The organism is Corynebacterium parakroppenstedtii (assembly GCF_019754935.1).
Taxonomy (GTDB): domain Bacteria; phylum Actinomycetota; class Actinomycetes; order Mycobacteriales; family Mycobacteriaceae; genus Corynebacterium; species Corynebacterium parakroppenstedtii.
Map to the genome: position 1 here is coordinate 835,861 of NZ_JAGSOA010000001.1, position 12,590 is coordinate 848,450.

Consider the following 12,590-nt stretch of genomic DNA (forward strand, 5'->3'; position numbering starts at 1 on the left):
AATAAGCTCTACGGGGCGCGATGGTCATAGTCATCGCGCCCCGCAGACATATATAGATTTCAATGTTTCGCGCCCCGACGCATCGACGTCGCCGCCGTGTCGGGCGTAGCCTGCGTCTCGCTCTATTACGCCTCGTCGTTCTTCTTACCGCGCGTTTTCCGCATCGCCGAACCAACTGTCAGAGCCCCAACCAGGGCACCAACGCCAACCAAACCGGCTTTCTTCGTCGTCGATGAATCTTCATCAACCTCTGCCCCGCGGATCGAAATAACCGCAGGCGGCGGGGTATGAACGTCGACCACTTTTCGAGATTCTTGAGTCGTGGCGGCCCACGCCGAGCAATAGAGCACAACGCGCCAGATCAGGTAGAAGAGAACCATGATGGCGATAACGGGCCCGAATGCGGCGGCCGCGGGATTTTTCATCGTGGCAGAAATGAATACCGCACCGAACTGCTTGATCAACTCAAACGCCACTGCCCCGATAATCGCCGCCTGAAGCACCGATTTCCACGGCACTTTTTCCCTCGGCAGGAACTTCAGCAGCCAAACAAACACAATATAGTTGGCGAGCAAACCAACAATGAATGCGATCAACCAGGTCACAAAATGAATTCCTGGCACTGAATCCAGCTCAATGTATTCCAGGAATTTCTTGGTCAGACTGGACGACCCAATAGCGGTCACGACAAAGGCCACCACAAAGGCAACCAACAGTCCGATCAAGCCGATAAGATCTGACAGCTTCCCCTTCACGAAATTGTCCGGGGTGATCTTCACCTTCCACATCTCCGAGACGCCGAGACGAAGGTTGCCCATCCAGCCGAGACCGGTCCAAAGTGCGGTCAAAAGACCAATAACACCGATGGAGCTGCGCCGTTCAACGGCTGTATCCACCAGTGTTTGCAGCGTGTCTTTAAGACCGCTCGTACCCAGATCCAGGATCTGCTGCTCAACTTTGTCCATGGCAGCGTCGTTCCCCGCCAGAACGAAACCGAAGCCGGCGAAGACGATCAACATAATGGGGATGAGGGAGAGAACGGAAAAATACGTGATCCCCGCCGCAAAGTGGTTGCCACCTTGTTCGCTATAGCGGTCTTGCATGCGCATGAGGTGGTCGAACCACGGGAACCGCAGCCGAGCCTTTTCCATTTTGCTCAGTTCGTCGTCGTGCGAACGCTCCATGCCGGTGTATTCGTCCGCGCGCCCGGTATTTTTGTCTGCCGCGTTTTTCGCTGGAGCCACAATAGCCCTTCCTTTATGGTTTCAGCTTGTGATTCAGCCAAAAATGCGGCTGACTCCGCTTCGTATTGTTCTCTCGTATTGTCTCTTAGGGTTATTTGCTTTCTGGCAAAAACCCAATTTTCTTATGCACTTTACGCAAAGTTTTGTGTGCTTCATAGCGGGCACGCTCTGCGCCGTCGGCAAGAATTTTCTCCAATTGCGCCCGATCAGACATGAATTCTTCGTAACGGGCTTTCAGCGGAGTGGTGAAGGCTTCAAGGGCTTCCGCCGTGTCCTTCTTCAATTCGCCATAGCCAACGCCGGACTCTTGGTATTGTGCCGCGAGGTCCTTGGGATTCTTGTCTGTCAATGCACCTTGGATAACAAGGAGGTTCGAGACACCCGGCTTGTTTTCGCGATCGTAGCGGATCTCGGCATCATTATCGGTGACAGCCGAACGGATTCGCTTTGCTGACACTTTTGGATCGTCGAGCAAATTAACAATCCCTTTGGGATTCGACCCAGACTTCGACATTTTCGACGTGGGTTCCTGAAGATCGTAAATCTTCGCCGCCCCCTCCGGAATAAAACCGTCGGGAACAACAAATGTTTCCCCAAACCGAGAATTGAACCGCTGCGCTAAGTTTCGGGTGAGCTCCATGTGCTGGCGCTGATCCTCCCCCACAGGAACCAGCTCCGGCTTGTAGAGCAAAATGTCGGCAGCCATCAACATGGGGTACGCGAACAAGCCAGCGCTCGTCCGCTCCGTGCCCTGCTTAGACGACTTATCCTTGAACTGGGTCATGCGGCTGGCCTCACCGAAACCGGTCAGGCATGTCATGATCCACCCGAGTTGAGCGTGCTCGGGGACGTGAGACTGCACGAATAGCGTCGACCGTTCGGGGTCAATGCCCAAAGCCAACAACTGCGCGACACCGGATAACGTACGCTTCCGCAATTGCTGCGGGTCCTGGTCCACGGTTATGGCGTGAAGATCCGGGATAAAGTAAAAAGCGTCATAGTTGTCCTGCAATTTAATGAACTGCCGGACTGCACCCAGATAATTACCTAAGTGATACGAATCTGACGTTGGTTGCAACCCCGAGACAACGCGAGCCTTATGTTCTTGTGCGCTTTGTTGTTCATTCTCACTAGCCATGGGGTTTACAGTACTTCTTACCGCACGCGTTTCTGCAACCGGCCGTCAGACACCTTCAATAACGGGCGCTCGAAATACATATTTCTATTTAAAACCGACGACGACGGGCGAATGGTCCGACCAGCGAAGATCATAAGTATCAGCGACGTCGGTACGAGCAGCGACCGCCCGATCAGCCAGACTCCGTGTCGCCGCGTGGACGTCGATACGCCATCCAGCGCCCGTGTCAAAGGCCTGCCCACGCCAGGTGTACCAACTGTAGGGGCCTTCTTCGTTCTCGTGGAATGAGCGCTGAACGTCGATCCATTTCGGATCCTTTGCCGGACCCCGCAAACTCGCCGCGGACGGCTTGTAATCCTTCGAGGCAAAGAATTCGCCGATTGCGCCCGCATTCCCCTGGCGTCGCCCGTCACTCAAGGTCACGCCTCTGGGCGCCTCGGTATCGTCGTTAATTTCAGAGACCGTCGCACCAGGCCCCGGGCCGAAGATGGAATCCATAAATGCGCGCTCATCAGGTAAGAACCCCGCCTTCTTGCGGTTGCCTTTCCAGCTCTTCAGGTCCTCACGCCGGTGACAAATGTTCCAGTCCCCGGCGACGAGCATCTTGTCGTACTTCTCGGCCCGCTGCTGCAGCACGGGAGCGAGCGAGTCCAAGAACGCGTACTTTTCGTCCTGCTTTTCGTTCCAGCCGCCACTCGGGAGGTACAGAGAGGCAAGGCGCACATCGTCTAATCCCCCACCGGCGTGAATCGTTCCTTCGATCCAACGGCCGGCGTCCTCAAAATCGGGGATACCGATCTCGACGTCGTCGACGGGGAACGTCGACAAAATCCCCACCCCGGCGCGGCCACGACTTGCCGCCGGCGCAACGGTGAGCGACCACCCGTCGTCAAGGGCAGGTTTGAGAGCATTCTCAGCCTGCTTTTCCGACGCCCGCACCTCTTGGAGGAGCACAACGTCCACGTTGGCATTCTTCAACCACTCATGAAAGCCGAGGTTCTCTTCCGACCGGTGTTTCACCGCTGCGCGAATACCATTCACGTTAATCGACGCGACAGTCAGCGAGGCGTCGGCGAATGATCCGGCGGACGCGGCAAACGAATTGCGGTGCCCAGGGGTGTTGTCATCGTTGGGTTTTATCGGCGCATTGTGGGGAGGCATGTCGGACATCGTAGCGGATGCGCTGGACATGACTTCATCGGGGCAGCCGACGTCGGGGCAATAAGCCTGGTCAGTGGTGGACGCCGGTAGGCGTCGGCAATTATTGGTCTGCTTTTATGCGCCGGTGGAATCAGCGTTTTAACTGGTGTTTTAGCTGACCGGAGCCTTGACATGCTGCACCGAAGCAGTTGATCGCTTACGAACCAACGCGGTGAGTGCCCAGACAATCATCGACAGCAACGCCATGAGGGCTCCGGCCAGCCCGCCACTGGAGTAACCGAAGCCGGCGGACACGACCCAGCCGCCGACGACCGCACCCCCGGCATTCGCCAGGTTCAAGGCAGATTGGTTAAGCGCTGACGCGAGGGTTTGCGCCTCACCGGCCGTGTCCATGAGTCGGGACTGCAGGTTCGGGGTGAGTAGCGATCCTGACATTCCGATCAACGCGAAGTTGATGGTGCCGAGCCACGGGTTGTGGGAGGTGAAGAAGAACGCGGTCAAAATCACCATCATGACGATGAGCGAGAAGAAAATTCCACGCTCCGGGTTGTAGTCCACCAGTTTTCCGCCGAACCAGGTGCCAATAATCATGCCGACGCCGTAGGACATCAACACGATCCACATGAGGCTTGCCGGCAGGCCAGCGACTTCCGTCATCGTCCACGATATGTAGGTGTAGACGGCGAACATGCCACCAAATCCGACAGTGCCCATGAGCAAGGTGAGCAGAACCTGCGGCTTAATGAGCGCGCTGAGCTCGGTCAACGGGTTGGTCGTCAACATGAGCGTCATGTGCGGCAACGCGATCCAAATAGAGACCAAGGTGGCTAACTCGATCAAGGACACCATGGCATAGGCATAATGCCAGCTCATGGACTGGCCGATCGCCTGTGCAAGTGGAACACCAATCAACGTGGCGATAGGCAACCCCAGGTTCACAATGGCGATTGCTTGGCCTCGCTTACCAGGTTTGGACAGGGACACCGCAACCAGCGAGGACACTCCGAAGAAAGCACCATGCGGAATACCGGCGATAAACCGGGCTGCTATCAGGAAGGGATAGTTCGGCGCGAAAACACTCAAACCATTGCCGACGGTGAATGCCCCCATCAATAAGAGGAGGAGCCTTCGACGGGGGATTTTGCCGGTCAGCGCGGTGATCAGCGGCGCGCCGACGACAACGCCCATCGCGTAAGCGGTAACGATACGTCCGGCGGCGCCGTCGGAAATGCCATAGTCGGCGCCGATGTACTTCAACAACCCCATGGAGACGAACTCGGTGGTGCCGATGCCGAACCCTCCGATGGAGAGCGCAACCAGAGCGAAAAGGGCACGTCGTGATCCCATTTCGGTTTGTCGCGGGATCGGTTTGCGCTCTGGCATGCGCTCGACGACGACCTGCTTGCTGCTGTTATAGGCGTGGCGTGAAGCCTGACCAGTTTTTACAGCAGCGGCGCGGGACGTGTGCGCGGTTTTCGCCGCGACGGCACGGGAGGTGTGCGCCGTCTTTGCTGCAGCGGCACGCGACGAGTGGGCAGTTTTCGCGACTGCTTTCTTCGACGCCTGCGTGCTCTTTGCAACGGCCTTCTTGGATGCCTGCGTGCTCTTTGCCACGACCTCTTTGCGCGCCTGGGCGCGGCGGACGCGGTTATTGCGACGCTGCTGCGCTTTCGCAGCCTTGCGGGCCGCTTTGTCCTCTGCGGTGCCGTGCGTGGCAGCGCCGTGCTCGTCGTCACCTGCGTCGTCAAGGGAGTATCCGTTACCGTGGAACTGCGGGTGGTCATCAATGTCGATACTCAGCGACTGGTGGACCAGCGTTGCGTACGGCTCTTGAGGAGCCCCCGACGCGTCGCCAAATTCACGCCCCGATTCACGCTCGTCGGACGCCTCCATGCCCTCCGGCGCATGGGCATCTCCCGTAGCAACAGGCTCGGTCAATGCGCGTGGCGCAATGATGTAGTTGTCTGCGTCCATATAGTCGCGAAAAACGTCGACGGCTCTACGGATAAAGCTCCCCACAGGCATCACACTTTCTCTTCTCTTGACGACGGTGCGTCATGTACTCGTGATCGTGTGTCGATGAAATCGGTGTAAACGTGAATTTATCGGTCTTGCGTCGGTATTAGTTCGGTCGAAATCAGGGGGTTATGCGGACGCGGAATTGACGGAATTGACGGGCGAAGCGACACATTGTCATGTCTCCGGAGGTTTCCTTGTGGTCGCGTTCGAGTTGCCTACATTTGCACATACGTGTGCCATCGTGCAATGCGAAATGGGCATTTTCCCCTGCACAATTCATTACATTCCCGTGCGGAGTGTGATTCGTTTTACTTTGTCGAACTTCGAGACGGGGTAATTTCAGCTCTCCTGGGCGAAGTATCTCAGCTGCAGCCGCGACGGGTCGGCTGGCTCGGCTTTGTCCGACTGTATGGCCCGACCGACGTCGTCCGTCTCTGTGAGGGAAGCCGTGTCCGGTTTTGTCGGGACCGACAGGTAATCTTGACTCTGCATTTAGGCACGACCTCGCGCCTTCATCACGCTGTCATCCCGACGCCCCCAATGCGGCCGCCCCCTCACTAACAGAAGGACCTCCAGTGAGCTCATCTGACGTGCGAACACAGGACACTCGACGCCCCCGCTTTTACCTCACCCCGATGCGCCCGCGTGATCCTGAGCAACCCCATCGCGCTGCGACCGTTCTGGAGCTCTTCTTCGACCTGGTCTTCGTCGTTGCCGTATCGACGGCTGGCGTGCAGTTGCACCATGCCCTCACCGAAGGCCACGCGGGCAAGGGCATTGGCCTATATCTCATGGTGTTCTTCACCATTTGGTGGGCGTGGATGAACTTCACCTGGTTTGCCACCAGTTTCGATAGCGACGACTGGCTCTACCGCTTAAGCACGTTCGTGCAGATGGCGGGCGTGCTGGTTCTCACCGCGGGGATCAGCGACGTGTTTGAAGACCGTAATTTCAGCATCATGGCCATTGGCTATGTCATTATGCGCGTTGCCATGGGAGCCCAGTGGCTTCGCGCTTCACGCGCTAAGGGGCGGGAAGGCCGTTCTGCGTTGACGTACGCCATCGGTATTTTGTCGGCGCAGGTGTTGTGGGTGATCGCGGCGGTGGTCACGTCGGGACGTATTCCCTTGTGGATATTCGTGGTTTTCGTCCTCGTGGAATTGTCGGTTCCTCTGGTCGCCGAGGTCACGGGTGGGACGCCGTGGCACCGGGAGCACATTGCGGAACGGTACGGCCTGTTCACCATCATTGTTTTAGGTGAGTCGCTGCTGGGGTCGGCCAATGCGATTATCGAGGCGCTTGATGAGGGTGAGCACATTGGCCAGCTGATCGATGTGTCGATCATGACCATCGTGATCAGCGCGGGTATTTGGTGGATCTACTTTTATCCGCGGCATACGGAGCGGTTATCGAACTCGTCGATTCTGTTGTCTGTCCGGTGGGGTTATGCACACTACCTGATTTTCGCCTCTGCCGGCGCGTTCTCAGCGGGGATCGAGGCGCTCGTGGACTATGTAACCGGCTCGTCGGAGCTTTCCTATGTCGCTGTGTCACTGACGGTGACTGTGCCGGTGGCTGTTTTCATTCTCGCGATTTGGGCGGTCGCGTACCCTGGGACTCCGCGCATCGTGCGGACCGTGATTCCGATTGGGGCGGTCGTGACGGTTGCGTCCACCTGGGTGCCGGTGCCCGTCGCTGGAGTCGCCGTAGTCATAGTGGCGATGGTCGTGGTGTTGGTGTGTAATCCTGTCGACGGTGGCGACGACGCGGACCATGAGCACGAGGCTGACGAGCAGGCGGTCGGTACGCACAAGGCCGACGAGTAAGCGGCCAACGCGCAAACAGTCAACGAGGTCCGCAACTGAGGAGGTGTTATCGGTGGGGTTTCCGCCGGGCTTGTTTTCCCATCCCGCGGACATTGTCGCCCCGTACGTCTTGGGGTCGACGCTTCGCCGCGGCCCGGTCGCGCTGATGATTACTGAGGTCGAGGCGTACTTGGGGGAAGCCGATCCCGCGTCACATGCTTCTCGGGGGCCGACGCCACGCTGCGCGACGATGTTCGGCCCACCGCTGCACCTTTACGTTTATGCCAGCTACGGCATTCATCGTGCGGGCAACGTTGTGTGTTGCCCCGAGGGCGTCGCGTCGGGACTATTGCTGCGGGCCGGGCGCGTGATTGGTGGTTATGACGTGGTTAGATCCCGACGAGGCGACCGGCCCGAGGACGATGGACTCGCCCGCGGGCCGGGGAATGTGGGATCCGCGCTGGGGTTAGATCTTCATCTCGACGGGATGCCCATCGTCGTCGATGATGGCGGGGTACAAACCGACGTCGGCAATCCCGAAGCTCCGGAGCTACGGCTGAGCCGTGCCCGCGCTGAGGACGACATTGTTCCTTATGTCACGGGCCCGCGGATCGGGATCTCGAAGAACAAAGAGGCACCGCTACGGTTCTGGATTCCTGGCGATCGATCAGTGACTCCGCCTCGAAGCCGTCCACGCAGACCACCCAGCGAGCGCTATTCCTAACAAAGCCCAACAGGTGAGCACGAGGCCGTGGATGCCCCACCCTGCGCCGTCAAAGAATCCGACGGATCGCAGCGCTGAACCGGCCGCACCTAGCGGGAGAAATTGTCCAATCGCTCCCCACGGTGAAGGCAGCCATGTGGGGCCTGTTTGCATTCCGGATAGCGGGTTCGACACGAACATAACAACCACAGCGCCGATGCCTAATCCCGCGTAGCCGAACTTAGACTCCATGCCGAGGACGAACATCGACACCCCGGCGACGGCCAGCGATAACGTTCCGGCCACTTCCCAATAATTTCCGCCGACGACGTCGAAGCCGAAGCGCATCACAGCCGCCAAAATGAATCCAGCGATGATGGCGAATGCCCCGGAGGCGAGGAATCGACGTGCGCGTCCTCCGTGGACCTGGGTAGACAAGATGACCGCTGAGATCATGCCGCCGAACGCCATCGGGAGAGCCAGGGTGGCGAAGGCGGTGCCGTGTTCGTCGCCGGATGCTGGCGGAGCCACATCTGTCGTGGTGACCTGGGCGCCTTGCGTCGTGAGCGCTTGGGTGACCCCATTCATGACCTGGAGATAGGTGGTTCCGGCACCCGTCGCGGTAATCACTTCGGCGGTGGGAACAGGGGTGCCGTTCGGCCCGGCTGTCGGCTGCCCCAGAGCGATGCCTCCGATGGCCTCGCGGTCGTGGACGGCCTGTTTGGCATCGTCAACATGCTTGATCTCGAAAACCCCGGGCTGGTTGTGCTCCATGTTTTGAGTGAGCTGGGTAACCGCCTGATCTGGCCCGCTGACGGCGAGCGGTAGGTCTTTCGCGCCGGAATTCACTGCCGGCGCCAAGAAGGACAGCAGCATGAGTGTGACGACGGCGGCGAGGCCGAGCACAATGCCCACTACTTTTCCACTCGACGTGTGCTCAGTGGTTTTCGACGTGTTTTCTGACGCCTGTTTCGTGCTGTTAGGCGCCTGGTTGGTGGCGGTGTTAGATGCCTCGTTCGTGGAGTTAGTGGCGTGTTCAGTGGCCTGTGTGGTGGCCGAGCTGCGCTGGGTGGTCACCTCCGTGGAAACGCTGTTACTTGCCATAAGGTCTCCCCTTTTCCAATGTGTTTTGCCGTGCAACGCGGCTGTCATCGTTTTCCGCTTGTATTTCGCGGTACGACGTGGCCGTTGACGTGGATGACTGTGGCTAACTAGTAGGCATGACCAGTAGGTACTACCCGTAGGCCTCGCCCAAATAAACGGAACATTCCGCTCCGTATACAAATGGAGCATAGCGCTTCGTTTATTTTGGTGCAAACGTGCCCGACGTGACAGAATGTGACCTCATCAACGGTTTCACTCACTGAGACCCCACCACTAGGAGAAACATCGTGCGTGCAGACGCGACTGCCAGCCGTGCCGCCATCATCGACGCTGCGTGGCAAGGTTTTGCCACCTACGGTCCAGACATTTCACTGCGATCCATCGCCCAGGACGCTGGAGTCGGAATCGCCACTCTCTACCGGCACTTCCCCACGCGCGACGATCTCTTTATAGGTGTCGGCGAAGAAATGTTGGCCCGGCTGACGTCGGTATGTAATCGCTATGTTGATGCGCCGTCCTGGGATGAAGACCCGGCCGGCACGTGGTCAGATTTCATTGCCGACGACTACGGCTTACAAATCGGCACACTGGCAGCAAAAATGGCCGAAAGCATCAATGTGTCTCCCGAGCTTCATGGCCGGATCAAAGCGCTCCGCAAAGAGGCTTTTTCCCAGGTGGAGCCTATCTTGGATCGGGCTAAGAACGCTGGACTGGTTCGCCCGGAGATCACCACAGCACGATTACAGATGGGGATTGGCCTTCTTAGTAGACCCCTCCCGGAGATGGTGGAGAAACTCGAACCCGGCGTTTCAAATTGGCTACTCGATACGTTTGCGCGGGGAATAGCGCCGTAGCGTTCCCCTCTCCAGCCCCAGCTGCGGGGACCAACCGCCACTTCCCTATTTCCCGACGAGCGTATCGCTGCCCCGTCTGTGGGGGTGCTCCGCATCGTAGAGTCGCATTTGTATCGTCGTCACGTACTCTAGAAAAAGGAACTATCCACTATGTTGATAGCTTTGCTACCCAGGCCCTGTCTAGGTGACGATGGCACGCCCGAATCCGCAGATAAACGCTATATCTGCACACCGCCGGCGGCGTTCTAAACCGGACACCGGCCTCGGCACGCACAGCCCGCATAATCCTGAACGATATTTAGCGAGTAAGGGAGTTTTGCCCCACCATGGGAACAATTATCTACACCCGTACCGATGAAGCGCCTTTGATGGCAACGTATTCGTTGAAGCCAGTGGTGGAAGCGTTTGCGTCAACCGCCGGTGTCGACGTCGAAACCCGGGATATTTCATTGGCGGCGCGCACCTTGGCGGCGTTCAATGATGTGCTGCCGGAGGACCAGCGGGTCAATGATGCGCTGGCCGAACTGGGTGCGCTGGCAAAGACTCCGGACGCAAATATTGTGAAGCTGCCGAACATTTCGGCGTCGGTACCCCAGTTGAAGGCGACGATTAAGGAACTTCAGGCCGCTGGATACGAACTCCCGGATTACCCCGAGGAACCGTCGACGGACGAAGAACGCGATGCTCGCGCCCGCTACGACTCGGTCAAGGGCTCTGCGGTTAACCCCGTTTTGCGTGAGGGCAACTCGGACCGTCGCGCGCCGAAGGCCGTGAAGAACTTCGCACGCAAGCACCCGCACACGATGGGTGAATGGAGCAAAGACTCAAAGACCAATGTGTCGACAATGGAGTCGGATGATTTCCGGCACAACGAGCAGTCGGTGGTTCTTGAGAACGACGACGAACTGCGGATTCAGCTGGTCGCGCCGAACGGTGAAACCACCGTTCTTAAGGAATCCCTCCCCGTTCTGAAGGGCGAGATTGTCGACGGCACCGTACTGAGCGCGAAGGCGCTGGACACGTTCCTCCGCGCCCAGGTCAGCCGTGCGAAGGCAGAGGACGTGCTGTTCTCCGTCCACCTGAAGGCAACCATGATGAAGGTGTCGGATCCGGTGATCTTCGGTCACGTGGTCCGCGCCTACTTCCACGACGTGTTCGACAAGTACGGCGAGGAACTGCTGGCAGCCGGGCTCAATGGCGAAAACGGGTTAGGGGCCATCCTCGAAGGCCTGTCGGACCTGGACAACGGCGACGAGATTAAGGACGCGTTTGACCAGGCCCTCAAGAACAACGCTGCTTTGGCGATGGTGAACTCTCACAAGGGCATCACGAACCTTCACGTCCCATCGGACGTCATTATCGATGCTTCCATGCCCGCGATGATCCGCACCTCGGGCCACATGTGGAACGCCGATGATAAAGAACAAGACACCTTGGCAGTCATCCCAGATTCGTCCTATGCCGGTGTTTACCAGGCGGTTATTGACGATTGCCGTGAGAATGGCGCGTTCGATCCGACAACCATGGGCACCGTGCCGAACGTCGGCCTGATGGCTCAGAAGGCGGAAGAGTACGGTTCGCACGACAAAACATTCGTGATGCCAACTGATGGCAAAGTGCAGGTCGTCGACAAGTCCGGCACCGTGCTGATGGAGCACGACGTCGAGGCTAATGATATTTGGCGCGCCTGCCAGACGAAGGACATCCCGGTGCGCAACTGGGTCGGCCTGGCTGTTGAGCGCGCACGCCTGTCGGGGATGCCGGCCGTGTTCTGGCTCGACCCGGAGCGCGCGCACGACAACAACGTGCGTGCCAAGGTCGAGGAATACCTGAAGGACGAGGACACCGACGGCCTGGACATCCAGATCATGGATCCCGTGGCCGCCACGAAGTACTCGATCGACCGCATCCGCAAGGGCGAGGACACCATCTCGGTCACCGGCAACGTGCTGCGTGATTACCTGACCGACCTCTTCCCCATCATGGAGCTGGGCACGTCGGCAAAGATGCTGTCTGTGGTTCCGCTGATCGCTGGTGGCGGGCTCTTCGAGACCGGTGCAGGCGGATCCGCACCGAAGCACGTGCAGCAGCTGCAGGAGGAAAACCACCTCCGTTGGGATTCGCTGGGTGAGTTCCTTGCCCTGGCGGAGTCGTTCCGCTTCTTCGCCCGTAAGGACGGGAACGATCGCGCCGGGATTCTTGCCGATGCGTTGGATAAGGCCACCGAGAGTGTGCTGGAAGAGGGGCATTCTCCGTCGCGTAAGGTTAACGAGATCGATAACCGCGGCTCGCACTTCTACCTCGCGTTGGGGTGGGCGAAGGCGTTGGCTCAGCAGACCGACGATGCCGATTTGGCTGCTGCATTCAAGCCGATTGCCGACGCTCTCGACGAGAAGAAGGATCAGATCGCGGAGGAGCTGCTCTCTGTGCAGGGCTCTGAGGTCGACTTGGGCGGCTACTACTGGCCGTCGGATGACAAGGTGAACGCTGTGATGCGGCCGTCGAAGACGTTCAACACGATCATTGACGATTTGCACCAGTAGGGGTTAGGCGGCAATCCGC

At 58.5% G+C, this 12,590-nt stretch carries 9 protein-coding genes; 4 read left to right on the forward strand and 5 right to left on the reverse strand.

All coding sequences use genetic code 11. The features are described 5' to 3' along the window. Positions 1-125: 125 nt before the first annotated feature. The 4 genes from yhjD to KCQ76_RS03530 form a co-directional block, all read right to left on the reverse strand. Positions 126-1,244 (reverse strand): inner membrane protein YhjD, encoded by a 1,119-nt coding sequence (gene yhjD / locus KCQ76_RS03515; protein ID WP_180962437.1) that lies wholly within the window; start codon positions 1,242-1,244, stop codon positions 126-128. 91 nt (positions 1,245-1,335) lie between these two features. Further along, a complete protein-coding gene (trpS, locus tag KCQ76_RS03520; RefSeq protein WP_046202681.1) occupies positions 1,336-2,382 on the reverse strand; it encodes a tryptophan--tRNA ligase in 1,047 nt (348 codons plus the stop codon). Positions 2,383-2,466: 84 nt separating this feature from the next. Further along, positions 2,467-3,552 (reverse strand): exodeoxyribonuclease III, encoded by a 1,086-nt coding sequence (locus tag KCQ76_RS03525; protein ID WP_231725363.1) that lies wholly within the window; start codon positions 3,550-3,552, stop codon positions 2,467-2,469. A gap of 141 nt (positions 3,553-3,693) precedes the next feature. Beyond that, positions 3,694-5,562 carry an MFS transporter gene (locus KCQ76_RS03530; protein WP_308936988.1) on the reverse strand — a complete coding sequence of 623 codons (1,869 nt, stop codon included), beginning with the start codon at positions 5,560-5,562 and terminating at the stop codon, positions 3,694-3,696. 575 nt (positions 5,563-6,137) lie between these two features. On the opposite strand from KCQ76_RS03530, the gene KCQ76_RS03535 reads away from it, so the two are divergent. Together KCQ76_RS03535 and KCQ76_RS03540 are read left to right on the forward strand one after the other, a co-directional pair. Then, positions 6,138-7,388 carry a low temperature requirement protein A gene (locus KCQ76_RS03535; RefSeq protein ID WP_052722163.1) on the forward strand — a complete coding sequence of 417 codons (1,251 nt, stop codon included), beginning with the start codon at positions 6,138-6,140 and terminating at the stop codon, positions 7,386-7,388. A gap of 52 nt (positions 7,389-7,440) precedes the next feature. Then, complete coding sequence (locus KCQ76_RS03540; RefSeq protein ID WP_046202682.1) at positions 7,441-8,091, forward strand: DNA-3-methyladenine glycosylase; 651 nt, start codon at positions 7,441-7,443, stop codon at positions 8,089-8,091. Here the strand turns inward: KCQ76_RS03540 and KCQ76_RS03545 are convergent. Further along, positions 8,035-9,174: an ABC transporter permease gene (locus tag KCQ76_RS03545; RefSeq protein WP_052722162.1), complete on the reverse strand. Its 1,140-nt coding sequence runs from the start codon at positions 9,172-9,174 to the stop codon at positions 8,035-8,037. The two genes, KCQ76_RS03540 and KCQ76_RS03545, sit on opposite strands and share 57 nt — an antisense overlap. Positions 9,175-9,461: 287 nt before the next feature. On the opposite strand from KCQ76_RS03545, the gene KCQ76_RS03550 reads away from it, so the two are divergent. After that, entirely contained in the window at positions 9,462-10,028 is a 567-nt protein-coding gene (locus KCQ76_RS03550; protein ID WP_046202683.1) for a TetR/AcrR family transcriptional regulator, read from the forward strand. A gap of 326 nt (positions 10,029-10,354) precedes the next feature. Then, positions 10,355-12,571, forward strand: a complete 2,217-nt coding sequence (locus KCQ76_RS03555) for an NADP-dependent isocitrate dehydrogenase (RefSeq protein WP_046202684.1) — start codon at positions 10,355-10,357, stop codon at positions 12,569-12,571. Positions 12,572-12,590 lie beyond the last annotated feature (19 nt).